The organism is Bradyrhizobium sp. ORS 278, from assembly GCF_000026145.1.
Lineage (GTDB): Bacteria > Pseudomonadota > Alphaproteobacteria > Rhizobiales > Xanthobacteraceae > Bradyrhizobium.
This window is the reverse complement of sequence record NC_009445.1, coordinates 1,702,810-1,729,693: the sequence shown is the minus strand read 5'-3', so window position 1 is coordinate 1,729,693 and position 26,884 is coordinate 1,702,810. Positions and strand designations below refer to the sequence as shown.

General features: G+C 67.0%; 24 protein-coding genes. 11 read left to right on the top strand and 13 right to left on the bottom strand.

All coding sequences use genetic code 11. The features are described 5' to 3' along the window. The first annotated feature begins 98 nt into the window (after positions 1 to 98). A complete protein-coding gene (crtD, locus tag BRADO_RS07585) occupies positions 99 to 1,628 on the top strand; it encodes a 1-hydroxycarotenoid 3,4-desaturase CrtD (protein WP_050780966.1) in 1,530 nt (509 codons plus the stop codon). Between the two features lie 20 nt (positions 1,629 to 1,648). Beyond that, entirely contained in the window at positions 1,649 to 2,488 is an 840-nt protein-coding gene (locus BRADO_RS07580) for a hydratase (protein ID WP_371259361.1), read from the top strand. Between the two features lie 471 nt (positions 2,489 to 2,959). Here BRADO_RS07580 and BRADO_RS35360 read toward each other — a convergent pair whose 3' ends face one another. The 10 genes from BRADO_RS35360 to hutI form a co-directional block, all read right to left on the bottom strand. Continuing rightward, the gene (locus tag BRADO_RS35360; RefSeq protein ID WP_011924722.1) at positions 2,960 to 3,103 is read right to left on the bottom strand and encodes a hypothetical protein; all 144 of its coding nucleotides are present in this window, start codon (positions 3,101 to 3,103) and stop codon (positions 2,960 to 2,962) included. 22 nt (positions 3,104 to 3,125) lie between these two features. Then, positions 3,126 to 4,166, bottom strand: coding sequence for a phytoene/squalene synthase family protein (locus BRADO_RS07575; protein ID WP_011924721.1), 1,041 nt, complete (start codon positions 4,164 to 4,166; stop codon positions 3,126 to 3,128). Beyond that, on the bottom strand, positions 4,163 to 5,701 hold the full coding sequence (locus tag BRADO_RS07570; protein WP_011924720.1) for a phytoene desaturase: 1,539 nt from the start codon (positions 5,699 to 5,701) through the stop codon (positions 4,163 to 4,165). The genes BRADO_RS07575 and BRADO_RS07570 overlap by 4 nt, the downstream gene beginning before the upstream one ends. Positions 5,702 to 5,751: 50 nt before the next feature. Continuing rightward, a complete protein-coding gene (gene bchO / locus BRADO_RS07565) occupies positions 5,752 to 6,657 on the bottom strand; it encodes an alpha/beta fold hydrolase BchO (RefSeq protein ID WP_011924719.1) in 906 nt (301 codons plus the stop codon). A 45-nt stretch (positions 6,658 to 6,702) separates the two neighbouring features. Beyond that, positions 6,703 to 7,668, bottom strand: coding sequence for an alpha/beta fold hydrolase (locus BRADO_RS07560; protein WP_011924718.1), 966 nt, complete (start codon positions 7,666 to 7,668; stop codon positions 6,703 to 6,705). Positions 7,669 to 7,805: 137 nt separating this feature from the next. Beyond that, positions 7,806 to 9,545, bottom strand: coding sequence for a magnesium chelatase subunit D (locus BRADO_RS07555; protein WP_011924717.1), 1,740 nt, complete (start codon positions 9,543 to 9,545; stop codon positions 7,806 to 7,808). Next, on the bottom strand, positions 9,542 to 10,588 hold the full coding sequence (gene bchI / locus BRADO_RS07550; protein ID WP_041756230.1) for a magnesium chelatase ATPase subunit I: 1,047 nt from the start codon (positions 10,586 to 10,588) through the stop codon (positions 9,542 to 9,544). The genes BRADO_RS07555 and bchI overlap by 4 nt, the downstream gene beginning before the upstream one ends. Before the next feature lie 84 nt (positions 10,589 to 10,672). Beyond that, entirely contained in the window at positions 10,673 to 12,343 is a 1,671-nt protein-coding gene (gene hutU, locus BRADO_RS07545; RefSeq protein WP_011924715.1) for a urocanate hydratase, read from the bottom strand. Positions 12,344 to 12,352: 9 nt separating this feature from the next. Then, the gene (gene hutH, locus BRADO_RS07540; RefSeq protein ID WP_011924714.1) at positions 12,353 to 13,900 is read right to left on the bottom strand and encodes a histidine ammonia-lyase; all 1,548 of its coding nucleotides are present in this window, start codon (positions 13,898 to 13,900) and stop codon (positions 12,353 to 12,355) included. After that, a complete protein-coding gene (gene hutI, locus BRADO_RS07535; protein ID WP_011924713.1) occupies positions 13,897 to 15,111 on the bottom strand; it encodes an imidazolonepropionase in 1,215 nt (404 codons plus the stop codon). Before hutI ends, hutH begins: the two co-directional genes overlap by 4 nt. Before the next feature lie 88 nt (positions 15,112 to 15,199). On the opposite strand from hutI, the gene BRADO_RS07530 reads away from it, so the two are divergent. The 5 genes from BRADO_RS07530 to BRADO_RS07510 all read left to right on the top strand — a co-directional run bounded on the left by BRADO_RS07530 (position 15,200) and on the right by BRADO_RS07510 (position 20,150). Then, entirely contained in the window at positions 15,200 to 16,558 is a 1,359-nt protein-coding gene (locus BRADO_RS07530; protein WP_011924712.1) for a formimidoylglutamate deiminase, read from the top strand. Further along, positions 16,555 to 17,286 (top strand): histidine utilization repressor, encoded by a 732-nt coding sequence (gene hutC, locus BRADO_RS07525; RefSeq protein WP_011924711.1) that lies wholly within the window; start codon positions 16,555 to 16,557, stop codon positions 17,284 to 17,286. The genes BRADO_RS07530 and hutC overlap by 4 nt, the downstream gene beginning before the upstream one ends. Positions 17,287 to 17,419: 133 nt before the next feature. Continuing rightward, on the top strand, positions 17,420 to 18,364 hold the full coding sequence (locus tag BRADO_RS07520) for an ABC transporter substrate-binding protein (protein WP_011924710.1): 945 nt from the start codon (positions 17,420 to 17,422) through the stop codon (positions 18,362 to 18,364). Positions 18,365 to 18,594: 230 nt separating this feature from the next. Continuing rightward, complete coding sequence (locus BRADO_RS07515) at positions 18,595 to 19,368, top strand: ABC transporter permease (RefSeq protein ID WP_085972853.1); 774 nt, start codon at positions 18,595 to 18,597, stop codon at positions 19,366 to 19,368. Next, the gene (locus BRADO_RS07510; protein ID WP_011924708.1) at positions 19,365 to 20,150 is read left to right on the top strand and encodes an ABC transporter ATP-binding protein; all 786 of its coding nucleotides are present in this window, start codon (positions 19,365 to 19,367) and stop codon (positions 20,148 to 20,150) included. Before BRADO_RS07515 ends, BRADO_RS07510 begins: the two co-directional genes overlap by 4 nt. A gap of 296 nt (positions 20,151 to 20,446) precedes the next feature. Here the strand turns inward: BRADO_RS07510 and BRADO_RS07505 are convergent, their stop codons facing one another. After that, positions 20,447 to 20,734: a hypothetical protein gene (locus BRADO_RS07505; protein WP_041756229.1), complete on the bottom strand. Its 288-nt coding sequence runs from the start codon at positions 20,732 to 20,734 to the stop codon at positions 20,447 to 20,449. Positions 20,735 to 20,750: 16 nt separating this feature from the next. After that, a complete protein-coding gene (locus tag BRADO_RS07500) occupies positions 20,751 to 21,512 on the bottom strand; it encodes a DUF899 domain-containing protein (protein ID WP_041756228.1) in 762 nt (253 codons plus the stop codon). A gap of 84 nt (positions 21,513 to 21,596) precedes the next feature. Here BRADO_RS07500 and BRADO_RS07495 point away from each other — a divergent pair, with 84 nt between their 5' ends. After that, entirely contained in the window at positions 21,597 to 22,814 is a 1,218-nt protein-coding gene (locus tag BRADO_RS07495; RefSeq protein WP_011924705.1) for a hypothetical protein, read from the top strand. A gap of 32 nt (positions 22,815 to 22,846) precedes the next feature. Next, positions 22,847 to 23,491 carry a PQQ-binding-like beta-propeller repeat protein gene (locus BRADO_RS07490; RefSeq protein WP_011924704.1) on the top strand — a complete coding sequence of 215 codons (645 nt, stop codon included), beginning with the start codon at positions 22,847 to 22,849 and terminating at the stop codon, positions 23,489 to 23,491. Positions 23,492 to 23,517: 26 nt separating this feature from the next. Here BRADO_RS07490 and BRADO_RS35705 read toward each other — a convergent pair whose 3' ends face one another. Then, positions 23,518 to 23,913 (bottom strand): hypothetical protein, encoded by a 396-nt coding sequence (locus tag BRADO_RS35705; protein ID WP_244422983.1) that lies wholly within the window; start codon positions 23,911 to 23,913, stop codon positions 23,518 to 23,520. 469 nt (positions 23,914 to 24,382) lie between these two features. Here BRADO_RS35705 and BRADO_RS07480 point away from each other — a divergent pair, with 469 nt between their 5' ends. Both BRADO_RS07480 and BRADO_RS07475 read left to right on the top strand, forming a co-directional pair. Further along, on the top strand, positions 24,383 to 25,204 hold the full coding sequence (locus tag BRADO_RS07480) for a sugar phosphate isomerase/epimerase (protein ID WP_011924702.1): 822 nt from the start codon (positions 24,383 to 24,385) through the stop codon (positions 25,202 to 25,204). Positions 25,205 to 25,245: 41 nt separating this feature from the next. After that, positions 25,246 to 26,883: an ABC transporter substrate-binding protein gene (locus tag BRADO_RS07475; RefSeq protein ID WP_011924701.1), complete on the top strand. Its 1,638-nt coding sequence runs from the start codon at positions 25,246 to 25,248 to the stop codon at positions 26,881 to 26,883. Position 26,884: the final 1 nt, after the last annotated feature.

Here is a 26,884-nt window from a genome sequence, read left to right as displayed (position 1 = left end):
CATTCGGGTCCTCGCCTATGTAAATTCTAACTTACACTCATACTGTAAATCATGCTAGACATTTCCTGCAGCAGGTCCAGCGGACGGGAGTGCGAGCAATGGCCGATCACCGCGTGATCGTGGTTGGCGCCGGCATCGCCGGCCTCAGCGCCGCGCTCAGCCTCGCCGCGAGCGGAGTCCAGGTGACGGTGCTCGAGCGCGCGGCCGCCCCGGGCGGCAAGATGCGCCAGATCGCAATCGGCCCGGCCCGCATCGACTCTGGTCCGACCGTGTTCACGATGCGCTGGGTGTTCGACGAGCTGTTTGCGGAGCTTGGCACGACGCTCGAGGATCATCTCACGCTGACGCCGCTCGATATCCTCGCCCGCCATGCCTGGACCGATCGCCGCACGCTCGACCTGTTCGCCGACGAAGACAGATCGACCGACGCGATCGGCCATTTCGCCGGACGCAGCGAGGCCGAGGGCTACCGCGCCTTTTGCCGCGATGCGAGGCGCATCTTCGAGACGCTCAGGGACCCCTTCATCCGTACGCCGGCGCCGAGCATGACGCATCTCCTGCGCAATGCCGGCTTCCGCGATCTCACCGCGATCCGACCGTTCCAGACCCTGTGGAAGGCGCTCGGCGGCTATTTTCGCGACGCCCGCCTGCAGCAACTGTTCGGGCGCTACGCCACCTATTGCGGCTCGTCGCCCTTCCATGCGCCGGCGACGCTGATGCTGGTTGCCCATGTCGAGCAGGCCGGCGTCTGGCTGATCGACGGCGGCATGCATGAGCTCGCCGCCGGCCTGGCCGCGCTGGCGCGGCGCCACGGCGTCGATATCCGCTACGAGAGTGAGGTCGCCCGCGTCGTCACGAACAGCGGCCGCGCCGCGGGCGTGCGCCTCGCGGACGGCGAGCAGCTCGACGCCGACGCCGTCATCGCAACGGCCGATGTTGCCGCGCTGGCGCAGGGCCTGCTCGGCGGCGATGCCGCGCGGTCGCTTCCCGCGATCCCTCACTCCGCACGCTCCCTCTCAGCGATGACCTGGAGCTGCATGGCGCGCGCCGACGGCTTCCCGCTCGTCAGGCACAACGTGTTCTTCTCGCGCGACTACAGCACCGAGTTCGATCAGCTGATCGAGCGCCGCGCGATGCCGGCCGAGCCCACGGTCTATGTCTGCGCCCAGGACCGCGACGACCAGCCGCACGAGGCCGGGGTGAACGAGCCGCTGTTCGTTCTGATCAACGCGCCGGCCACCGGCGACCATCATCGCTTCCCGCCTTCGGAGATCAGCCAATGTGCCCGCCAGACCTTCGACCTGCTGCAGCGCTGCGGCCTGAGCATCGCGACGACGCCGGAATTGACCCGCGTGACGACGCCGGCGGATTTCAACCGGATGTTTCCGGGCACGGGGGGCGCGTTGTACGGCCGCAGCTCGCACGGCTGGATGGCATCATTCCAGCGGCCGGGCGCGCAGACGAAGCTGCCAGGGCTCTACGTGGCGGGGGGCAGCGCCCATCCGGGACCGGGCGTCCCGATGGCGGCCTTGTCGGGCCGGATGGCCGCCGGCAAGGCGATCTCCGACCTCGCTTCGATCGCGCGGTCCCAAAGGACGGCTATGCGTGGTGGTATGTCGACGCGCTGAGCGACGACGGCCGCTTCGGCATCACCGTGATCGCCTTCGTCGGCAGCGTGTTCTCGCCCTATTATGCCTGGGCGCGGCGGCGCGGACCAGCCGATGCCGAAAATCATTGCGCGCTCAACGTGGCGCTGTATGGCGAACGTGCGCGGCGATGGGCGATGACCGAGCGCGGCCGCGGCGCCATCGCGCGGGACGAGGCGAGCTTTGCGATCGGGCCGAGCAGCCTTGCCTGGAATGGCCGCGAGCTCACGATCGACATTTGCGAGGTCACGGTGCCCTGGCCGCTGCCGCTGCGCGGCAAGGTGCGCGTGGTGCCGTCAGCCCTGAACGAGGTCGCGTTCGCGCTCGATGGGCAACAGCGCCACCGCTGGCAGCCGATCGCGCCGTGCTGTCGCGTCTCGGTCGATTTCGATCATCCGGACCTGCACTGGCGCGGCGACGGCTATTTCGACATCAACCACGGCGATGCGCCGCTCGAGCACGATTTCCAGAGCTGGCAGTGGTCGCGCGCCGCGACCCGGAGCGGCGCGGTGATCTCCTATGACGCGATCGCACGCGATCATGCCATTTCCCCGCTGGCGCTGCACGTCGATCACACCGGCCGCCTCGAGCCGATCGCCCCGCTCGTGGACTGCCGCCTGCCAAAGACGTTGTGGCGCGTCGAGCGCAGTGCCCGAGCCGATGCCGGCGCCCCGGTTCGCGTCGTCAGCACATTGGAGGACGCGCCCTTCTATGCGCGCTCCCACCTCGCCGCGCGCGTCCACGGCGAGGACGTCGCCGTCATGCACGAGAGCCTCTCGCTCGACCGCTTCCAAATGCCGATCGTCCAGGCCATGCTGCCGTTCCGCATGCCCCGGTGGTGAAGGTCACGCGGCAAAATCCGCTTCGCCTATCGCCGCACGGATCATCCGCGCAGCGCGCACCAACAGTCGCGCGCGCACCACAGTAGCGCGTGCAACAACAGCAGCGCACGCAACAACAAAGCTGTCGTCCCGAACAAGCCGCGACGCGCGAAGCGCGGCGCGTCGCCGATCCGGGACCCATACTCCGCGGCGGTCGTGATGGGCAAAAAGCCAATCGCTAGCCTGCCTCAATCCGCTCCCTGGCGGTATGGGTCCCGGCTCAAGGCCGGGACGACGGCGGAGTGCGGCGATGCAAGCCACGAATACAAGACGATAGCGACGTGCGAAGCTGCCGTAGTAGGGTGGGCAAAGCAGACGCCCGAAGGGCGGCAGCGTGCCCACCGTCTCTCCGCGAGCGCGGTGTGGGAATGGTGGGCACGGCGCGCGAGAGAGCGAGCCGAACTGATAGATCGTGGCGCGCCATTGCCCGCCCTACTTCTTCTCCACCTCGCGCTCCCGGGCCTCGCGTTCGGCGCGCTGGCGATCGAGGCGGCGGCCCTGCCATTCGAGCACGAGCCAGCCGAGCACGCAGAGCGCGACGACGACGAATTCGAGCAGGCCGCCCATCTCGCTCATGTCGCCTCGCTTGTCGTGCCTGTCAGGACGTCCGCGCCGAGCGCGACAGCTGGTCGCGCCGCTCCAGCCGCTCGAACAGATCGATCACCCAGAGCGCGCGGTCGTGCATAGTCCGCCGGGGCGGCGCCAGCGCGTGCGGGCGATGCGCATCAGCGGCGATGACGGCGTCGATCAGCACCCGCGCCTCGGGGCGCGCGGGCGCCAGCGACGGTTGCGGCTGGGCGAACGACACCAGCGCCGCCTTGCCGAGCAGCCGCAGCTTGCGCGGCATCGACACCACGGCACGCCGCGACAACGAATCGAACTCGGCGCGTGCGACCTCCCGGCCGATCTCGGCATAGATCAGGCGCGCGGCGTGAATGCCGGGCCGGCAGTTCCACGGCAGATCGGCGATGCCGGCTGCGGCGCGCGCATAGAACACGTCGGCGACCGCCAGCAGCCGCGCGGTGACGCGCGCGATCCGGTCGTCGAAGAACGGGGCAGCCCGCCATGTCTCGACATCGAGCCCAGTCTCCCGCAGCCATTGCCTTGGCAGGTACAGCCGGCCATTGCGCGCATCCTCGCCGACGTCGCGGGCGATGTTGGTGAGCTGCATGGCGATGCCGAGATCGCAGGCCCGGCCGACGGTCTCGGCATCGCGCCGGTGCATCAGCAGCGACATCATCACGCCCACGGTGCCGGCGACGCGCACGGCATAGGCGAGCACATCGCTCAATGTGTCGTAGCGGCGGCCCTGCGCGTCCCAGGCGAGACCTTCGAGCAGCGCCTCTGGCAGCGCGCGCGGAATGGCGAACGCGGCGACGGCACCGGCAAGAGCGCGGTCGACGGGGCTGTCGTCCGGGCGCCCCTCGTAGATGCGCTCGAGCCGCTCATGCAGCATCTCCACCGCATCGACCTTGCGGCCCGGACCATCGATCGCGTCATCGGCCTCGCGGCAGAACGCGTAGAGCGCGATGGCGGGATCGCCGACCGCGCGGGGCAGCACCTTCGAGGCGGCGAAGAACGTCTTCGATCCGCCCCGCAACATCCGTCGACAGATCGCGATATCGTCTTCCCAGCTCATCGGCGCTCCAGCTCATGCGGCGCGGGTACGAGATCATCGAGCACGCGCGCGGAGGACAACACGCCCGGCAGACCGGCGCCGGGATGCGTGCCGGCCCCGACCAGATAGAGCCGCTCGACCTCTTCGCTCTTGTTGTGCGGACGGAACCAGGCGCTCTGCATCAGGACCGGCTCGAGCCCGAAGGCGGCGCCGCGATAGGACGACAGGCGCTGCTCGAAATCGTCAGGCGTCAGCAACCGCGAGGTGACGATCTGGCTTGCAAGGTCGGGCAGCAGTGTCTGGCTCAGCGCCGTCTCGATCCGCTTGCGGAACGGTTCGGCGGCGACGGTCCAATCGATGCCGCTCTCCTGATGCGGGACCGGAGACAGCACGTAGAATGCATCGCATCCGTTCGGCGCCAATGACGGATCGGTCGCGGTCGGCCGGTGTAGATAGAGGCTGAAATCATCCGCCAGCACCTTGCGGCGGAAGATGTCGTCGAGTAGCTCGCGATAGCGTGGGCCCAGAAGGATGGTGTGGTGCTCGACATCCTCATAGCGGCGCTTCGTGCCGAAGTACCAGACGAACAGACTCATCGAGTAGCGCGCGCGGTCGATCCGCGCATCGGTCCAGCGCCGGCGCCGGACGGATGGCAGCAGGTTCTTATAGGTCCAGGCGGCGCAGCCATTGGAGACGACAACATCGGCGGCGATGGTCTCGCCGGAAGTGAGCCGCACGCCGGTCGCAGCGCCGTTTGTCGTCGTGATCTCGGCCACGGGCGCCGAACAGCGCACCTCGCCGCCCTGCCCTTCGATCAGGCCGACGAGTCCGGACACCAGCGCGCTGGTGCCGCCCATCGCGAAATGCACGCCCCAGCGCCGCTCGAGATAGGCGATCAGGCAATAGATCGACGTGGTCGTGAACGGGTTGCCGCCGATCAGCAGCGGATGGAAGCTGAGGATGACGCGCAGCCGCTCGTCAAGCACATGCTGCGCCACGAGACCATAGACCGAGCGAAAGCTCTGCAGCTTGATCATCGCCGGCGCGATCTTTGCCATGTCGAAGAGCGACAGGAACGGCACGTCGCCGAGCTCCTCGAAGCCTTTCCTGAAGATCGCCTCGCTCGTCATCATGAAGCGCTCGTAGCCGTCGACATCACGCGGCGAAATCCTCGCCACCTCCGCGCGCATCGCCGCCGGGTCGGCCGAGCAGTCGAAGATAGTGCCATCGTCGAACCGGATGCGATAGAATGGCGAGATCGGCTTGAGCGTCACATCGTCGGACATCCGCCGCCCGCACAGCTGCCAGAGCTCCTCGAACAGGAACGGCGCGGTGACGATGGTCGGCCCGGCATCGAGGGTGAAGCCGTCCTGCCGATGCACATAGGCGCGCCCGCCGGGCGCATCGAGCTGCTCGAACACTGTGACCCGATAGCCCCGCGCGCCGAGCCGGACCGCCGCCGCGAGGCCGCCGAAGCCGGAGCCGATCACAACCGCATGCGGCCGGTCTCCGAGCGCAGCCGGAACAGCGGCTTTGAGGGGGGAGACATCGAGCATGGCAGAAAGCGTAAATTGAAATTGACGCTTTCGCCAGCCAAAACGTCAATCTAGTTTGACATTTCCTGCTGCGCTGCAAGCACTCGGGCCCGCTCGGCGGCCGCGACGATCAGCTCAGCGATCCGCGCCGGCTTCTCCTCATGAGCCAAATGACCTAGCCCATCAATGAGTTCGAGTTGAGCCTGCGGGACCAATTGGCGCACGCGCCGGGCGACGTCGGGGGTGATGGCATGGTCGCGGGTGGCCGCGATCAGCAGCAGCGCCGTCGTCAGCTTCGGCAGATCGCGCACCAGGGGATTGAGGTCCCAGTTCGCCATCATCTCAAGCGCGGCGCCGACATGGCCGGGGCTTCCGACGAGACGGCCATATAGCCGCTCACCATTGGCATCGAGTGTCGACCCGGTCGCCTTGAGCAGCCGATGCACTGCCGCGGGATCCCGCCCGCGCCAGGCGAACAGCCGCGGCACCAGCGGGTTGAGCGCCATCATCTTGGCGAGCGGCGAGAGGAATTGCGCCGCGGCGCCGCCGAACGGCAGATAGGCGCCGTTGAGGCTGACGATCAGTTTGGGCGCGATCAGGCCGTCGAGCGCCATCCGGGTGAGGATCGCGGCGCCCGCCGAATGACCGATCGCGATCTCCGGCGCGATCGCAAGCTGCTCGCAAAGCGTGGCGAGATCGCGTGACATGCCCGGGAGCGACAACCGCTGCCAATTCGGCGTCGAAGTAAAGCCATGGCCCGAGAGATCGGGTGCGACGATCGTGAAGCGCCTGGCGAGCAGCGGCGCGAGATCGCGCCAGGAATGGGTCGCGGCGCCCGTGCCGTGCGCCAGCAGCGCGACGGGTCCCTGGCCCATGACCTGGACGTGCCAGCGGATGCCGCCAGCATCGACGAAGCGGCTGGCATCGCGGTTCGGCCAGGTGCGGCCGTCGATGCTCCAACTCGGCTTGTCACTCATGCCGACGCCCCGTTCGCACGGCGATCGAGGCCGCGCCGCTGCGGCTCACGCACCGGCGGCGCGCGCCAGGAAATCATCGTAGCCCGAGACGACTTTATCAAGCTGTTCAAAATGCGGCATCGCCCCGGTCTGCATCACCTGGATGGTCCAGTTCGGCAGTACCTCGACGGCGTGCTTGCCATTGTAGTCGACGAAATCGCCGCGTACGCCATGCACCATCCAGACCGGCATCGCCAAGGCCTGATACAGCTTCAGAGCATTGGCACTGAACAGATAGCCGGAGACGAAGGAATACGGCGCGTTCTCGGCGCCGGGCTGATGCGTGGTGATGTAGTCGTACTCCAGAAGGCCCTCGTCGATGTCCTTGCGGCCAAACGTCTTCTGCAGGAAGAACCGGATGCTGGCGCGCGACGTCAGCAGCGTGAAGAAGCCATGCTTCCACAGCGGCACGTTGAGGATGTTGCGCACCCACGGCATCGCGCGTGTCGCATCCTTGTGACCGGCCTTCCGAGCCGCGGCTTCGGCGCGGCGATCGAAGCCGGTCGGGCTGAGCAGCGCCAGCGTCCGGAACAGGTTCGGTGCCTCGGTCCCCGCTCGCGCGGCGAACTCGCAGCTGAGCGACAGCGCGATGGCATCGATGCCGGCGTCGCCATGGCGGCGGCGGATTTCGTGCACGGCGAGCAGGATCGCATCGGTCATGATGCGCGGCGTGTAGATGCGGTCAGCGCGATCCGACAGGCCGAAGCCCGGCAGGTCCAGCGCGTAGACCGGACGCGCCGAACGATAATGCTCGAACAGCGGCTTCATCTCGTAGGCGGTGGCTGCCGCATTGACGCTATGGATCAAGAGCAGCGGCCGGTCGGTGGAGCCGGCGGGACCATCGGCATAGCAGGTGATGCGGCCGGTTCGCGCATCGGCGAGCTCGAAGCGCGACGCCGCCAATGGCGGCGGCATCGTCGGGGCCCGCGCACCCGCCGCATGATCACTCTGGGCGGTCGAGGCGACCTGCATGGCGTGCTCCTGTATGACGATTTCGTGTCGACCGGCCGCGGTCAGTGCTGCCGAACGCTCGGGCAAGCATAGCGATGACGTGACGGCTTGTCAGTCGCCGTTGGGAACGCCGCTTGACGCCGGCGGTTCCAGCAACGTCAGCCGCGACCGGCCTGGGCCATGACAGCCTGCGACAGGCGTGTGGCGTCGGCGTGAGGCAGAGCGACATAGCGGGCCTGCATCGCCCCGGCGAGTTGCGCCGCCTTGTCTTGCGGGCGTGGCGAGGAGTCGACCAGCACGACAGGGATGCCGGTCAAGGCAAGCTGCCTGGCGGCCACCAGCGCCTCCGCCTCAGCCTCGCTGCGCCCGCCGCCATCGCGCGCGACATTGGCGCGGCCGTCGGTCATCAGCACGATCGTCGGCGCCTGGCCCTTGGCCTTCACCGCGAGCGCCAGCTCGGTCGCGGCGAAGATCGCGGCCGACAGCGGCGTGCCGCCGCCGCCGGGCAGGCCGGCGAGGCTGCGCTTGGCGCGCGTCAGCGAGCGGGTCGGCGGCAGCAGCAGCTCGGCTGTCCGGCCGCGAAACGCGATCAGCGCCACCTCGTCGCGGCGGATGTAGCACTCGGCGAGCAGCAGCTCGACCGCGCCCTTCACCTCCGCCAGCCGCTGCAGCGCCGACGAGCCGGACGCATCGACGACGAAGATCGTCGTGGTGCCGGATCGCTGCTTGAAGCGGGTGATGCGGATATCGTCCTTGTGGACGATGATGCGCCCGCTCTTGCCGGCGGGCTTCGCCCGCCGCCGCAACGGCTGCCACGGCGCCGCGGCACGTAACGTCTCGAGCACGTTGAGCCGCGCCCCGGCGCGCCATTCGCCCCGACGCGCGCCGATCGGCCGTCCGCGCTTCGGCGCCTTCTGCGCCTGGCCCTGCCGTCCTGCGCTGCTCGCCCGCGCTCGCATCGCGCGCTCGTCCTGCAGGCGCTTCAACAAATCGAAGGGAATGGCGGCCTGCGCTGCTTCGAGCACGCGATCCTCGAGCGGACCGCCATTGGCACGGTCGTCCTCGGCGTTCTCGGCCTGTTCGTTCTGCGGCTCCGGCGGCTCGGGGCTGTCGGCGTCGTCCTCATTGGCAGGCAGCCGCGTGGCCCGCGGCGCCAGCACCAGCCGCGCGGCGCAAGCAATGTGCTGCTCGGCAACGTCAGTCTCGCCGTCGAGCGCCGCTGCGATGCGCGCGATGCGGCAGGCCAGCAAGGGGGCGCGCAGCGAGTCGATGCCGAGCGCGACAGCCGTCGTGGTCAACGCGGCGATCGCCTCCTCTGACAGGCGAACCTGCGGCAGTAGCGCACGCGCCGCTGCAATGTCAGAGGATTTGAACAGGCTCTCACCGAGATCAGCGCGCGCGACCGTGCTGAGATCGACATGACAGGCCAAGCGATCGGCCAATGCAGGAGACACGCGCTCGTCATCGATGCCCTCGTCGAGCGCAATCAGGCCAACGCGAGCTGGCGCGCGGAGCGAGAGGCCATCCCTCTCGATACTGACAGCTCCGGTGTCGAGCGCAGCAGAGAGATGAGCAACAGCGGACGGCGCCATGCGCTCGGCCATCACGGCGATCAGCATGCCACCATTGGCTTCGGCGAGCAGCCCGCGCTGAATCACCGGATGTCTCGCCTGCAAGGTCGCGGCGAGATCGAGCCCCCCGAGCAGGCGGTCGTCGGAGATCGACGGCGGCAGCTTGCGCAGCGGTACCGACGCCGGCATCAGCTCGCGTAGCATCTCAAGCCATTGCTCGCGCACCGGACCTGCCCCGGCTCGCAGCAGTACCGACGAGGATGGATCGATCGCGGCCAGCGCGGCCGCGATGACTGCATCGGCCCAGATCGCGGCGCCGTCGGTCACGACGCGAACAGCTCATTGAGCGCGCGCTCGACCCGCACTGACGAGCCGGAATCGTCGAGCGGATTGCGCCGCAGTCTGTGCCGAAGTGCCATCGGCGCCACCGTCTTCAGATGGCCGTCATCGACCGCCTTGGCGCCGTCGAGCGCCGCCGCGGCGCGTGCCGCGCGCATCAGGGTGAGTTCACCGCGCAGACCGTCGGTGCCGAGCGCCATGCACAGCCGCGCCGCGTTCTCAAGCTCGCGATCGGCGACCTTGACCGAGCCGATATGCTCGCGCGCCGCAAGGATGCGCTTGCGCTGCTTGGCCTCCTCCTTCTCCCAATGCGCGACGAAGGCGGCATTGTCAGTCTCGAACGCATCGCGCCGCTTGATCACCTCGATGCGCGTCGGCAGATCGCTGGGCGTCTTCACCTCGACCGACAGCCCGAAACGGTCGAGTAGTTGCGGCCGCAGCTCGCCTTCCTCCGGATTGCCGGTGCCGACGAGCACGAGGCGCGCGGGATGGCGGATGCTGAGGCCGTCGCGCTCGACCACGTTCTCGCCCGATGCGGCGACGTCGAGCAGCAGGTCGACGAGATGATCCTCCAGCAGGTTGACCTCGTCGATATAGAGAAAGCCTCGGTTGGCGCGCGCCAGCAGTCCGGGCTCGAACGACTTTTCGCCATGCGCCAGCGCGCGCTCCAGATCGAGCGCACCGACAACGCGGTCCTCAGTGGCGCCGAGCGGCAGGTCGATGACGGGCACCGGCACCTGATGGGCCTTGAGCGGCGCCGGCGTCTTGCCCTTGCCGGCCGGCTTCGAACGCGCGCGGCATTCGGCACATTGTGCGGCCGCATCGGCCGGGTCGCATTGATAGGGGCAGCCGACCACGGCGCTCATCGGCGGCAGCAGGGCGGCGAGCGCGCGCACGGCGGTGGATTTGCCGGCGCCACGATCGCCAAAGGCCAGCACGCCGCCGACCTTGGGATCGACGGCGGCGATCATCAGCGCCAGCTTCATCTCGTCCTGGCCGACAATGGCCGAGAACGGAAAGGCAATTCCCATGAGCGTCCCCTGTTCGCGGCAGGTCTCCGCCGCGTTGGCGGCATGAGACCACAATCAGGGGCCGCTCTTCAACCCACTCAGGGATCAGCGAGCGAGGCTCGGCAGATCGAGCCCGTTGGCCTCGGCGCAACCGATGGCGTCGTCGTACCCGGCGTCGGCATGGCGCATCACGCCGGTCGCGGGATCATTCCACAGCACGCGCTCCAGCCGGCGCGCAGCATCGTCAGTGCCGTCGGCGACGATGACCATGCCGGCATGCTGCGAATAGCCGATGCCGACGCCACCGCCATGATGCAGCGACACCCAGGTCGCGCCACTGGCGCAATTCAACAGCGCGTTCAGCAGCGGCCAATCCGACACCGCATCCGAGCCGTCCTTCATCGCCTCGGTCTCGCGGTTCGGGCTTGCGACCGAGCCGGAGTCGAGATGGTCGCGACCGATCACGATCGGCGCCTTCAGCTCGCCGCGCGCCACCATCTCGTTGAAGGCGAGCCCGAGGCGATGCCGGTCGCCGAGCCCGACCCAGCAGATCCGCGCCGGCAGGCCCTGGAACTTGATGCGCTGCCTGGCCATGTCGAGCCAGTTATGCAGGTGCTTGTTGTCCGGCAGCAGCTCCTTGACCTTGGCGTCGGTCTTGTAGATGTCCTCAGGGTCGCCCGACAGCGCCGCCCAGCGGAACGGGCCGATGCCGCGGCAGAACAGCGGACGGATGTAAGCCGGCACAAAGCCCGGAAAATCGAAAGCGTTGGCGAGGCCCATGTCCTTGGCCATCTGGCGGATGTTGTTGCCGTAGTCGAGCGTTGGAATGCCCATGGCGTGAAAATCGAGCATCGCCTGGACGTGGCCGACCATCGAGGTCTTCGACGCCTGCTCCACCGCCTTCGGCTCCGACGCCCGCTTGGCCTCCCATTCGGCGAGCGTCCAGCCCTTCGGCAGATAGCCGTTGATCGGATCATGCGCGCTGGTCTGATCTGTCACGATATCGGGACGCACGCCGCGGCGCACCAGCTCAGGAAAGATCTCGGCGGCATTGCCGAGCAGGCCGACCGACACCGCCGTCTTGGTCCTCGCTGCCTCTTCCATCAACGCCAGCGCCTCGTCGAGCGAGGCCGCTTGGCGATCGAGATAGCCGGTGCGCAGCCGCATCTCGATGCGGCTCGGCTGGCACTCGACGGCGAGCATCGACGCGCCGGCCATGGTGGCCGCCAGCGGCTGCGCGCCGCCCATGCCGCCGAGGCCCGCGGTGAGAATCCACTTTCCTGAGAGATCACCATTGTAGTGGCGGCGGCCGACTTCGACGAAGGTCTCGTAAGTGCCCTGCACGATGCCCTGGCTGCCAATGTAAATCCAAGAGCCGGCCGTCATCTGGCCGTACATCATCAGGCCCATTTTATCGAGCGCGTTGAAATGGTCGAGCGTCGCCCAATGCGGCACGATGTTGGAGTTGGCGATCAGCACGCGCGGCGCATCGGGATGGGTGCGGAAGATGCCGACGGGTTTGCCGGACTGCACCACGAGAGTTTGATCAGCTTCGAGTTTGCGCAAGGACGCAACGATGCGATCAAAGCTGTCCCAGTCGCGCGCGGCGCGGCCGATGCCGCCATAGACGATCAGCTCGCTCGGCTTCTCCGCGACATCGGGGTCGAGGTTGTTCATCAGCATCCGCAGCGGCGCTTCGGTGAGCCAGCTCTTGGCGCTGATGTCGCTGCCATGAGGGGCGCGGATCACGCGTTGATTGTCGAGGCGTCGGTTCATGGGTCCCTCTCATCCAAGCCTGGGAAACGAATCGCGTCCGAGTGCAACGTTCGCCGCGCGGGCCAACGCGCCGCCGGCCACGAGCGCGGCGGCCTTGGCGAGATCGTCGGCCATGTAGCGGTCGCTCTCCAGCGCCGGCACATGCGAGCGCAGCGCGCCGATGACAGCGGAGAGCGCGGCGCTGGTGCCATGCGGCACGCGCAGCTCGATGCCCTGCGCTGCGACCAGCAGCTCGATGCCGATGATATGCGCGAGATTGTCGGCCATGTCGTGCAGCCGCCGCGCCGCATGCGCGGCCATCGAGACGTGATCTTCCTGATTGGCGCTGGTCGGCGTGGAGTCGATCGAGCATGGCAGCGCGCGCTGCTTGTTCTCGGCGAACAGCGCCGCCGCCGTGACCTCAGCGATCATGAAGCCGGAGTTCAAACCCGGCTGCGGCGTGAGGAACGGCGGCAGGCCGAAATTCAGCGCGGGATCGACCAGCGTCGCGATGCGCCGCTCGCTGATCGCGCCGAGTTCAGAGAGTGCCAGCGCGATCTGGTCGGCGGCGAACGCCACCGGCTCGGCGTGGAAGTTGCCGCCGGAGATGATCTCTCCGGTCTCGACCAGCACCAGCGGATTGTCGGTGACGGCATTGGCTTCGTTGACGAGCGTACGCGCCGCCTGCGTCAGCAGATCGAGCGCGGCACCAGCGACCTGGGGCTGGCAGCGCAGGCAATACGGATCCTGCACGCGCTCGTCACCTTCGAGATGCGACAGGCGAATGGCGCTTCCGTCGACCAACTCTGTCAGCACGCGACCGGCCGCGATCTGGCCGGGATGACCACGGAGCGCCTGGATCTCGGGACGGAATGGCGCGGTGGAGGCCATCGCGGCGTCGACCGACAACGCGCCGGTGACCAGCGCAGCGTTGAGCAGATCTCGCGCACGGAACAGACCGGCGAGCGCATAGGCCGTCGAGAACTGCGTGCCGTTGATCAACGCGAGCCCTTCCTTCGGCCCGAGCGTCACCGGATCAAGACCGACGTGCGCCAGCGCCTCGCGGCCCGGCACCAGACGCCCCTCGACGAACGCTTGGCCCTCGCCGATCATCACCGCCGTCATGTGCGCGAGCGGCGCGAGATCGCCGGAGGCACCGACCGAGCCTTGCTGCGGCACGAAGGGACAGACGCCCTGCGCCAGCATGGCCTGCAGTTGATCGACGATCTGTCGGCGCACGCCGGAAGCACCGCGGCCGAGCGAAATGATCTTCAGCGCGATCATCAGACGCACGATTGGCTCCGGCGTGGCGGGACCCACACCGCAGCAATGCGACAGAATCAGATTGCGCTGGAGCAGCGCGGTCTGGTCCGGCGGAATGCGCTTTGAAGCCAGCTTGCCGAAGCCGGTGTTGATGCCATAGACAGGCTCGGCGCCCTGCGCCGCCTTGGCGACGATCGCCGCCGCAGCCTCGACCCGCGGCCAATACGCCGGACCAAGGGCAATCGCCGCGCCCGCGTAAACGCGCGCAAGATCATCGAAGCTGACGTGGCCGGGCTCGGCAATGATCGCGTTCATCGGCCTCTCCACACGCGCTGATGCAAGGGATTGAAGCCCAGGCGGTACACCAGCTCCGCCGGGCGCCCGATATCCCAGATCGCAAGATTGCACCACTTGCCCGGTTCGAGCGTGCCGGTGTCAGCGAGCAGGCCGAGCGCGCGGGCGCCTTCGCGCGTGACACCTGCAATGCACTCGTCGACGGTCATCCGAAAAAGCGTCGCGGCCATGTTCATCGTCAGCAACAAGGATGTCAGCGGCGATGACCCGGGATTGCAGTCGGTGGCGAGCGCGAGCTTCACGCCATGCTTGCGGAACAGCTCGACCGGCGGCTTCTGCGTCTCGCGGATGAAGTAGTACGCGCCGGGCAACAGCACCGCGACGGTCCCGCTCCGCGCCATCGCAACGGCGCCAACTTCGTCAGTGTGCTCGAGATGGTCTGCCGACAGCGCGCCGAACCCGGCCGCGAGCGCGGCACCGCCGAGATTGGACAATTGATCGGCATGCAGCTTGACCGGCAGGCCCAGCGTCTTGGCCGCCGCGAAAACGCGCGAAGTCTGCTCCGGAGAGAAGGCGATGGTCTCCATGAACGCATCGACCGCATCAGCGGCGCCAGACTGCGCCACTGCCGGCAGCATCTCGTTGCAGACAAGATCGATATAGCGCTCCTTGTCGCCGCCGGCTTCGACCGGCAGCGCATGCGCGCCGAGAAAGCTGGTGCGAACGCTGACCGGCCGTTGTTCCCCGAGCGCACGCGCTGCAGACAATTGTCGCAGTTCGGTCGCGGTCTCCAGGCCGTAGCCGGACTTGATCTCGATCGTGGTGACGCCTTCGGCGAGCAGCGCATCGAGGCGCGGCAGCGCGCTGGCGATCAGCTCCGCCTCGCTGGCGGCGCGCGTCGCCGCTACCGTGGACACGATGCCGCCGCCGGCGCGCGCGATCTCCTCATAGCTCGCGCCGGCGAGGCGCAGTTCGAACTCGTGGGCGCGATCGCCGCCGTAGACGAGATGAGTGTGGCAATCGATGAGACCCGGCGTGATCCAGCGTCCCTCGCAATCGATGCGCTCGGGCGCATCGGCATCGGCGGCAAAGTCCGATTGCGGACCCGCAAAAGCGATGCGGCCGGCGCGCGAGGCGACGACGCCATGCTCGATGACACCGAGGCCCGGCCGCCCCTCGCCCAAGGTCGCGAGCCGCGCATTCTGCCAGATCCGGTCGAAACGCTGGGCCATGCGGCCTCCCACCTTCACGAAAGCTTGACGGGCGATATGTCTATACATAAACTCACCTCCGCCGTCCTGTCCAGCGGGCTGATCGATCATGGCGTCACTGCACTTCGCATCCGCGCTCCTGCCCAATGGCTGGGCAGAGGACGTGCAGGTCGTCATCAGCAACGGCGCGATCGCGTCGGTTTCCGCGGGAGTGCCGCCGACTCTCCACGACGAGCAGCATGAGGTTGCGATCCCCGGCATCGCCAGCCTGCACAGCCACGCCTTCCAGCGCGGCATGGCCGGACTTGCCGAGATCAGCGGCCCCTCGACGGATACGTTCTGGACTTGGCGCGAGACCATGTATCGTTTCGCGCTGTCGATGCGTCCCGAGGACGTCGAGGCGGTCGCAACCCTGCTCTATGTCGAGATGCTCGAACGCGGCTTCACGCGGGTCGGTGAATTCCATTATCTGCACCACGATCGCGACGGCACGCCTTATGCCGATGTCGCCGAGATGGCGGTGCGCATCGCCGCGGCCGCGCAGACCTCCGGCATCGGCCTGACCCTGCTGCCGAGCTTCTACGCGCATGGTGGCTTCGGCGGCGCGGCGGCGCATGATGGCCAGCGGCGCTTCATCTGCGACGTCGATCGGTTCGAAAAGCTGCTGACGGCCTCGCGCAAGGCAATCAGCTTCCTCCGCGGCGCCAATCTCGGCATCGCGCCACACAGCCTGCGCGCCGTGGCGCCAGATGAGTTGAATGCCTTGCTGGCGCTCGCTGACGGCGGCCCGATTCACATTCACGCCGCCGAGCAGGTCAAGGAGGTCGAGGATTGCCTCGCCTGGTCGAGCCGGCGTCCGGTGCAATGGCTGCTCGACCATCACGACCTCAATGATCGTTGGTGCCTGATCCACGCGACGCATATGACTGCGGACGAAACGGCGGCGCTCGCGAAGAGCGGCGCGACGGCCGGCCTGTGTCCAGTCACCGAAGCGAGCCTCGGCGACGGCATCTTCCCGGCACGCGACTATCTGCGCGCCAGCGGGCGGATCGGCATCGGCACCGACTCGAACGTGCTCGTCGGCGTGACCGATGAGTTGCGCCAGCTCGAATACGGCCAGCGGCTGACGCATCGCGAGCGCAACGTGCTGACGTCAGGCCCGGATGCGTCAACGGGCCGCACGCTGTTCGATGCCGCTCTTGCCGGCGGCGTACAGGCGCTGACGCAATCCGTCGCCGGGCTGCAGACTGGCGCGCGCGCCGATATCGTCACGCTCGATCTGTCACATCCGTCGCTCGCGGGGCGGACGCAGGATGCGCTGCTCGACGGCTGGATCTTCGCGACGTCGCACGATGCCATCGACTGCGTCTGGGCCGGGGGCGCGAAACTCGTCCAGGGGGGCCAGCACCGATCGCGCGAAGCGGCGCGGCGCGGCTTCAACACGGCGGTGCGGAGGCTGCTCGCATGAGCCTCGCGGAGGATCGCGCCAAGCCGAGCACGCTCTACAAGACGATCCGGCAGGACATCGAGCGCCGCATCCTCACGGGCGAATGGCCGCCCGGCCATCGCATCCCGTTCGAGCACGAGATCATGGAGCACTATGGCTGCTCGCGCATGACCGTGAACAAGGCGCTGTCCGAGCTTGCGCAGGCCGATCTGATCGAGCGGCGGCGCCGCGCCGGCACCTTCGTGCGGCGGCCGCAATTCCTGTCGGCGGTGCTGAAGATTCCGGACATCCGCGCCGAGATCGGCGCGCTCGGCCGCGCCTATGGCTATGAGTTGATCGCATCAGCGCGGCGCACCGCCAACGCGGCCGATCGCGAGCGCCTTGGTGTCAAGACGCCGTGCAAGGTGATCGCGATCCGTTGCCGCCACAGCGCCGACGGCCTGCCGTTCGCGATCGAAGACCGTTTGATTGATCTCGATGCCGTGCCGGATGCGGCGAAAGCGAATTTCAAGATCGATCCGCCGGGCTCATGGCTGCTGCATCACGTGCCCTGGACCGAGGCCGAGCATGCGATCAGCGCCATCGTCGCCGATGAGGCGATCGCAACCAGCCTCGACATCGAGACGGGCGCGCCGTGCCTCGTCATCGAGCGCCATACCTGGCGGCAAGGCCGACCGCTGACGGCTGTCAGGCTGGTCTATCCCGGTGAGCAGCATCGCCTCGTCGCGCGGTTCAGGGGCAGCGAATGACATGCGCGTGGACGCGGCCGAGCACGAGATTTGCAAGCAGGTGGGCAGCGCTTGCAGAGACATGTGGCCGTCGCAGTCCTCGCGGGCTGCGACCCGCACGAATGGTTTTCTTCAACAGCAAAGGACGATGACGATGCGCAAATTCGGGCTTCTTGCACTAACGGCCGCGCTGCTGGCCTCCACCTCGGCGTTTGCCGACGATGTCAAAGTGGGCATCGGCATTTCCGGCTGGACCGGCTTCGCGCCGCTGACGCTCGCAAAGGAGGCCGGCATCTTCAAGAAGAACGGCCTCGACGTCACCATCAAGAAGATCCCGCAGAAGGACCGCCACCTCGCGATCGCCGCTGGCGACGTGCAATGCGCGGCGACCACGGTCGAGACCTGGATTTCCTGGAACGCCAACGGCGTCGCCACCAAGCAGATCTTCCAGCTCGACAAGAGCTATGGCGCCGACGGCATGGCCGTGCGCAACGACATCGCCTCGATCAAGGATCTGAAGGGCAAGACGGTCGCGGCCTCCGCGCCGGGCACCTCCCCCTATTTCGGGCTGGCCTGGATGCTGAAGAAGAACGGCCTCACGGTGAAGGACGTCACCATCGTGAACCTGGAGCCGGCCGCTGCCGCGCAGGCCTTCGTCTCCGGCCAGAACGATGCGGCGATGACCTACGAGCCATATCTGTCGACGGTGCGCGCCGCGCCGGACAAGGGCAAGATCATCGCCACCACGCTCGATTATCCGATGGTGATGGATACGTTCGGCTGCACGCCGAAATTCCTGACCGAAAACCCCAAGGCCGCCAAGGCGCTCGCCGACAGCTATTACGAGGCGCTCGACTTGATCGGCAAGGATCAGGCCAAGGCCTATGAGATCATGGGCGCCGACGTCAAGCAGACTGGCGAGCAGTTCGGCAACTCGGCCAAGTACCTGCGCTGGCAGGACAAGGCGGCCAGCCAGAAGTTCTTCGAGACCGAGTTCAAGACGTTCAACAAGGACGCGGCCGATCTCCTGCTCGAAGTCGGCATCATCAAGCAGATTCCGAACGTCGAGGATCTGTATGATGCGAGCTTCATCAAGTAGCCGCGAAGCTTGCTCTTTGTAGATTCGTCATTGCGAGCGAAGCAATCCAGGGCTCAGTATGCGGCTCCGGATCGCTTCGTCGCGGAGCCTGTCATCGGGCCGCGCTTTGCGCGGACCCGTTGGCTCCTGGCAATGACGGTGATGATACGTTCTGCCCAAAGACGACGTCCATCTGCTCAGAAGCTGTCTCCTCGAACCGCCCGCACCACTCCACGAAAGCCTGCTCCGTGATCCGACCTCTCGATCCCGTCAGCGCCCGATCAAGAACAGCGCTCGGCCTCGCCTTCTTCGTGCTTTTCGTCGTCGCGTGGTCGCTGGCGACGTTCGGCGGCTATGTGTCGAAGACCTTCCTCGCCGATCCGCTGACGATGCTGCGCGAGGGCTGGGACCTGCTGGTCAAATTCGGCTTCCTCTACGACATCGGCATGACCGTCTGGCGCGTGGTCGGCGGGTTCGTGCTCGCGGCTGCGATCGCCGTGCCGCTCGGCCTCTTGATGGGCGCGTACAAGCCGGTCGAGGCGTTCCTTGAGCCGTTCGTCTCCTTCGCGCGCTACCTGCCTGCCTCCGCCTTCATCCCCTTGCTCATCCTGTGGGCCGGCATCGGCGAGCTGCAGAAGCTGCTGATCATCTTCATCGGCTCGGTGTTCCAGATCATCCTGATGATCACGGTGACCGTCGGCAACACGCGGCGCGACCTCGTCGAAGCCGCCTATACGCTCGGCGCCAGCGACCGCGGCATCATCGCCCGCGTACTGCTGCCATCGGCTGCGCCCGATATCGCCGAGGTGCTGCGGCTCGTGCTCGGCTGGGCCTGGACCTATGTCATCGTCGCCGAGCTGATCGGCTCCTCCTCCGGCATCGGCCACATGATCACCGACAGCCAGGCGCTGCTCAACACCGGGCAGATCATCTTCGGCATTATCATCATCGGCCTGATCGGGCTGATCTCGGATTTCCTGTTCAAGGCCTTCAACGCCTGGCTGTTCCCGTGGAAGCTCGCATGACCACGCTCGTCATCGATCAGGTCACCCGCATTTTCCCGGCCCGCCAGGGCCACGCGCCGACGCGGGCGCTGGAGCCGGTCGCGCTCACCATTGGCAACAACGACTTCGTCACCATCCTTGGCCCATCCGGCTGCGGCAAGTCGACTTTGCTGCGCATCGTCGCCGGGCTCGACCATCCGACCAGCGGCCAGGTGCTGCTCGACGGAAGCGAGGTCAGAGGACCCGGCGCCGACCGCGGCATGGTGTTCCAGTCCTACACGCTGTTTCCCTGGCTGACGGTGCGCGAAAACATCGCCTTCGGCCTGCGCGAGCGCGGGGTGCCGGAGGACAAGCGCAACGCTGTCGCCGACCGCTTCATCCAGCAGATCGGCCTGAAGGGCTTCGAGAACCACTGGCCGAAGCAGCTCTCCGGCGGCATGCAGCAGCGCTGCGCGATCGCGCGCGCGCTCGCCAATGATCCGAAAATCCTGCTGCTCGACGAGCCGTTCGGCGCACTCGACAACCAGACCCGCGTGCTGATGCAGGAGATGCTGCTCGGCATCTGGGAGCGCGACCAGAAGACGGTGCTGTTCGTCACCCACGACATCGAGGAGGCGATCTTCCTCGGCAGCCGCGTGCTGGTGATGAGCGCCCGCCCCGGCCGCATCAAGGCCGACATCAAGATCGACCTGCCGCATCCGCGGTCGTACAAGATCAAGACCTCGCCGGAGTTCGTCGCACTGAAGGAGCGCCTGGTGGAGGAGATTCGGGCAGAGGCGCTGAAGGTGGCGGCGGAGGCGTAACGCGCGCTGTTGGCTGGGTGTCGGTTCAGCGGAATGCTCTCTCGACAGCCAATGATGCGGAGACATACCCCTCACCCAAGCGCGCCTGCCGCTCTGTCCTACATGCCCTCTCCCACAAGGGGAGAGGGCGCAATAACAGCCATCGCGCTCCCTCAATCATAGGCCGCGCCTGCATAGCGCAGCAACAAGACTGCGCGATACAGCGCCCTCTCCCCTTGTGGGAGAGGGCATCGGCGGCCCGTCCGCGAACTCGCTTGGGTGAGGGGTCTCTCTCCGCAAGTTTGGCTCGTCGGCAACTAACTGCCATGCTGCCGCCCTTGCCCCAACGTCTCCCGTGTCCTTGGATCGCTCCGCCGCATCCGCTTCAACCACGGCGCCAGATGAAACACACTCATCAGTAGATACATCACGGTCATGTCGCTGAGCGGAGCCCCCGCCGGCATGGCCGAGCAGATCACGTCTGCTCGGCCATCCCTGGCCATGGCGTTCAGCACCGCCATCAGCGCGAAGGTCGGCGTCGCGGCGAGGCGCAGGGCTTCGGCGAGCTCCGGCATCACACGCCGCCTGCGGAGAAAGAACGCCATGGCTCACTCCACGCTCTCAGCGCGCGACGTATTCGTCGCGGCGGCGCCACCACACGCCCTGCTCGTTGCGGCCCTTCGGCGCGCGGTCGAGCCATTGATAGGCGCCCCACAGGCCATCGAGGCCGCGCGCGTAAGCCGAATAGGTGTGATAGACGACGCCGTCCTCGACGATGAACGCACTCATGCCCGGCCGATCACGCATGAAGGTCGCCCCGTCGGTGCCTGCGGTCGCGGCGATCTCGGACACCATGGCCGGCACATCCGATGCTCCCATCGGCGGGCTGGCACGGTAGTTGTACGCGGTGCCCCCCAGGCGCTGCTGCTCCTCGGTGATCGCCACGTCGAAGTCGAAGTTGAAGTCGCTGCTGGCCGAGGAGGCCCACGGGAAGCTCCAGCCCATGCGGCTCTTGTAGGCCTTCAGCTTCGCCAGCGGCGCGCGCGAGACGGCCCACAGCATCACGTCGTGGTTGGCGAGATGGACCTGGAAGCCGTTGAAGCCATCGGCGATCATCGAGCAGGACGGGCAGCCGGCCTGGAAGTCGGGCCCGAACATGAAGTGGTAGACGAGCAGCTGCGAGCGGCCTTTGAAGAGATCGGACAGCGTCGCGGGCCCATCGTCGGTGTCGAAACGATAGTCCTTGTCGACGCGCACCCATGGCAGCGCCTGCCGACGCTGCGCCAGATCGTCGCCGAGGCGCGTGTAGTCCTTTTCGGCTTGCAGCAGGTCGAGCCGTGCCTTGAGCCAGTCTTCGCGAGTTCCCGTGAGATGCATGGTCATGTCCGTCTCCTTTGCGTGTTGACCGCATCTGAGACTAGGATCGCAGCGGGAGGAGCCGGGAGTGACAAGTGTGGCGGGATTTGCATGGACTCGCTGATCTCCGCGGCGGCGCAGGCGCTCGCCGCGGGTGATCCGCTCGGCGCGCTGAATCGCGTTGCATTGCGCGACGATCCGCCGGCGCTCGCCGTGCGGGGCATTGCGATGGCGCGGCTGGGCGACTTTGCGCGCGCGAAGGCGCTGCTGCGGCGCGCGGCGCGCAGCTTCGGTCCGAAGGCGGCGATGGCGCGCGCCCGCTGCGCCGTTGCAGAAGCCGAGATCGCGCTCGCGGCGCGTGAGCTGTCGTGGCCGACGAAGGCACTGGCTGAAGCGCGTGACATCCTGGAGCAGCACGGCGACCGCACCAATGCCGCCTATGCGCGGAGCCTCGAAATCCGGCGGATGGTCCTCATTGGTCATCTCGATGCGGCCGAACGCGGCTTGGCCGATCTCGATCCGTCCCCTTTGCATCCGGCGGCGCGCACGATCTACGAGCTGATCGTCGCCGGCTTGGCCCTGCGCCGCCTGCAGATCAGGACCGCGCAAGCCGCGCTGGAGCGCGCCGCGCGCACGGCGCGGCAGACGCACAGTCCGGAGCTGCATGCCGAGGTGGAGCGGCTCGCTGCAACGCTGTCCGCGCCGGCCGCGCGCCTGATCCAGGTCCGGAACGAGCGGCTGCTGCGGCTCGACGAGGTCGAGGCGCTGTTCCGATCGGACAGCCTGATCATCGATGCCTGCCGGCTCGCGGTGCGGCAAGGCGACCGCATCGTACCGCTGGCGCGGCGTCCGGTCTTGTTTGCGCTTGCCCGCAGGCTGGCGGTGACGCCCGATGATGTCTCGCGGTCGGAGCTGATCACCGCGGCATTCCGCGGCAAGGAGGCCGACGAGTCGCATCGCGCGCGCTTGCGCGTCGAGATCGGGCGCCTGCGTCAGCTCTTGAAGGGCATGGCGGAGATCAATGCCACGCGTGACGGCTTTGCCATGGCCGCTTGCGAAGGCCGCGATGTCGTCGTGCTGGCGCAGCCGAGCGAGGACGAGAACGCTCCGGTGCTGGCCTGCCTCGCCGACGGCGAGGCATGGTCGAGCTCCGGCCTTGCGCTGGCGCTCGGCGCCAGCCAGCGCACGGTGCAGCGCGCGCTCGACGCTCTCGCTTTGTCAGGCAAGGTCCAATCGTTTGGTCACGGCCGCGCCCAGCGCTGGACCTGCCCGGTGGTGCCGGCATTCGCGACCAGCTTGTTACTCCCGGCCTGGTCGTCGCTCGACTAGCGTGCCACCGTCAGCAATGGATGGATCATCACATGGCAAGAGCACAGGCAGAGATCATTCGCGAATACGGCCCGTTCGACGGCGCCGAGCGCGTCAACGGCGTCAGTTATGATGGCGAACAGGTCTGGATCGCGACCGGTGGCAGCATCAAGGCGTTCGATCCAGCCGATGGCACGGTACGCAAATCGCTCGATGTACCATCGCATGCCGGAACGGCCTTCGATGGCCGGCATCTCTATCAGATCGCCGAGGATCGCATTCACAAGGTGGACCCGGACAACGGACGGGTGCTCGCGACGATCCCCGCGCCCTCCGGCGGCGGCGATTCAGGGCTTGCGTGGGCGGAGGGGTCGCTGTGGGTCGGCGCCTATCGCGATCGCAAGATTCACCAGATCGATCCGGCGACGGGGCAGATCCTGCGCAGCATCCCCTGCACGCGCTTCGTCACCGGCGTGACGTGGGTGGATGGCGAACTTTGGCATGGCACCTGGGAGGACGACGTCAGCGACATCAGGCATATCGATCCCGCCACGGGCGAGGTGCTCGATCAGCTCGACATGCCTGCCGGCGCCGGCGTCTCTGGCATGGAATCCGATGGCGGCGAGACGCTGTATTGCGGCGGCGGCGGCAGCGCCACGGTGCGGGCCATCAGGCGGCCGAAGCGGGCGCGCGGCTGAGGCGAAGGCCGCCCGCTTGGCGCGGCCTATTTCGCAATGGACGTGAACGCCGCCTTGCGGAAGTTGGCGTTCGCCTCCTCGCGCGTCTGCAACTGCTGACCACCGCCATGACCGACCGGCGTCGTCGGCGTGACGACCGAGAACAGCACGAAGCCGCCGGCCTTGCGCGGGAAGATGAAGTATTCGGCGACATCGGACTTCTCGCTGTCCTCGCACGACGACATGCCGCGAAACACGACGGCGCTGTCGACCAGTTCGCTGTTGCGCGCCGAGATGAACTTGCCTTTGCAGTCGCGCGCGTCGTTGCCGATGATCGTGGCGGCGACCTCGAGGCCATCGACATTGCGCTGCGGCGGGACGATGCGGACGAAGCCCGTGGCGTTGTCGGCCTTCCAGGCGACACCGCCTGCGGTGAGCCACACAGGCCGGTCGCCGCCGCCCAGAATGGCCGGATGCGACAGCGCCGAGCGCGAGCACGCCGAAATTGATCCCGCTCTTGTAGCTGGCCGACGCGATACAGCTCGAGAACTTGCCGGTGTTGTCATCGGTGTACGCGCCGCCCGACCAGCCAGCGACCGAAATCGTGCCGAAAGGGCCCTTCGCCTGTGCGGCCTTGATCAATGCGGCCGACATCAGCGCCAGGGCCGACATCATCGCCACCAAGAACGCCCTCCGCACCGTCATCATGCATCCCCCATTTTGCCGCATTGTTGCAATTCCGGCGCCTACGTCAAGTAGATGCCGGAAGCGATCATCTACCCCAGGGATAGAGGCCTGCGCACCGCCAAAGGCACAGCCACACAAGATGTCGAGGCTTTCATCCACAGCCCTTCATGGGGGCGTCATCGAATTCCGCTAGCGCTCGCGAGGTCTCAAGAAGGGATCTCACCGATGTCCGCCACGCTGCCCGTCCTGGGCGCCGCCCTCTCCGTCAAATCGATTCCTGCGCACACCGACTGGCTGCTTGAGCGCCAGCGTGATCTCGAGATCCAGGACTTCTTCCGCGCCGACCTGCTCGACAGCGACTGGCGCGGCACCGCCAAGGAGATCAAGTCGATGCTGGACGGGCACACCGGCCGGCTCGGCATCCATGGCCCGTTCTGGGGCTTCACCATCGCCAGCCACGACCCGATGATCCGCCGCGCGGTCACCAAGCGGCTGCTGCAGGGCCTCGAGGTCGCAGAGTTCCTCGGCGCAACGCAGATGGTGATCCACTCGCCCTACACGACCTGGGACTACAACAATATCGACATGCTGCCCGACAATCGCGAGGGGTTGATCGAGCGCGTCCGCGCGACGCTGTCGGATGTGATCGCCTCCGCCGAGCAGGCCAATTGCGAGCTCGTGATCGAAAACATCGAGGACAAGAATCCGCTGGATCGCGTCGGATTGGCGAAGGCGCTCGGCAGCAGCAAGGTGCGCGTGTCGCTCGACACCGGCCACGCCAACTACGCGCATCATTCCACCGGCGCACCGCCGGTCGACTACTACGTCGATGCCGCCGGCGACATGCTGGCGCATGTGCATCTGCAGGACACCGACGGCTACGCCGATCGCCATTGGGCGCCGGGCGAAGGCAACATCCGCTGGGTCGCCGTGTTCCGCGCGCTCGCGAAGCTCACCTCCAATCCGCGTCTGATCCTCGAGCTGCGCAACCACGATCACGTCAAGGCCGGCGCGGCGTACCTCGCCTCGCTCGAGCTCGCGCAATAACCAACGCCTTTCATTTCCTGACAACCTCACGAGAGATTGCCATGACCAAGCTCACCCGTCGCAGCCTGCTCGGCGCCGGCGCCGCCATCGGCGGCAGCTTCATCCTGCCGCGCGTGTCGATCGCGCAGAGCGACAACCGTCCCTCGGTCACCATCGCCGTGCAGAAGGTGACCAACTCCAACGTGCTCGACGTGCTGCGCGAGCAGTCCAATGTCGGCGAGCGCGTGTTCTACTCCTCGCTGTGGGAAAGCCTGATCTCGAAGAACTTCCGCGGCAATCTCGAAGCCGTGCCCGGGCTCGCCACCGAGTGGAAGCGCATCGACGACCAGACCGTCGAATTGAAGCTGCGCCAGGGCGTCAAGTTCCACAATGGCGACGAAATGACGTCGGAGGACGTCGTGTTCTCGTTCAGTCGCGAGCGCATGTTCGGCGACAGCGAGGCCAAGAGCCGCACCACCATCAAGGCGTTCGAGAAGATCCCGACGCCGCGCCCTGGCAAGGAGCTGCCGCCGGACGTCATCGGCGTCGCCCGCCGGATGTGGCCGGATCTCGTCCGCGTCGACGCGGTCGACAAATACACCGTGCGCTTCGTCAACGCGACGCCTGACGTGACCATCGAAGGCCGCCTGATGCGCTACGGCTCCGACATTATGAGCCGGCGCGGCTGGGAAGAGGCCGCGAGCTATCTCGACTGGGCGCGCAAGCCGATCACCACGGGCCCCTACAAGATCGTCGAGTTCAAGCCGGACGTGTCGCTGACGCTCGAAGCGCATGACGAATATTGGGGCGGCCGCCCGCCGCTGAAGCGGATCCGCTTCGTCGAGGTGCCGGAGGTCGCGAGCCGCATCAACGGTCTCTTGTCCGGTGAGTATCAATTCGCCTGCGACATCCCGCCGGACCAGATCGCCGGCATCGAGAAGAATTCGGCGTTCGAGGTCCAGGGCGGCACCATCCTCAATCACCGCCTGACCGTGTTCGACAAGAACCATCCGCAGCTCGCCAATCCCCTGGTGAGGCGCGCCTTCACCCATGCGATCGACCGCCAGGCGATCGTCGACAGCCTGTGGGCCGGCCGCACCCGCGTGCCGAAGGGTCTGCAGTGGGAGTTCTACGGCGACATGTTCATCGCCGACTGGAGCGTGCCGGCGTTCGACCCGAAGCTGGCGCAGGATCTTTTGAAGCAGGCCGGCTACAAGGGCGATCCGATCCCCTACCGCCTGCTCAACAACTACTACACCAATCAGGTCGCGACCGCCCAGGTGCTGGTCGAGATGTGGCAGGCGGTCGGCCTCAACGTCCAGATCGAGACCAAGGAGAACTGGTCGCAGATCCTGGAGCGCGCCCCCACCCGCGCGGTGCGCGACTGGTCGAACTCGGCGGCGTTCAACGATCCGGTGTCGTCGCTGGTCGCCCAGCACGGCCCCAACGGCCAGCAGCAGCAGGTCGGCGAATACACCAATGCCGAGTTGAACAAGCTGTCGGAGTTCCTGGAGACGTCGACGGACCGCGCCGCGCGCAAGAAGGCGTTCGGCCGCATGCTGGAGATCGCCGAGCGCGAGGACCCGGCCTACACCGTGCTGCACCAGAACGCGACCTTCACGGCGAAGCCGAAGTCGATCAAGTGGAAGGCCTCGCCGGCCTTCGCGATGGACTTCCGCAGCGGCAATTACGGAGCGTGAC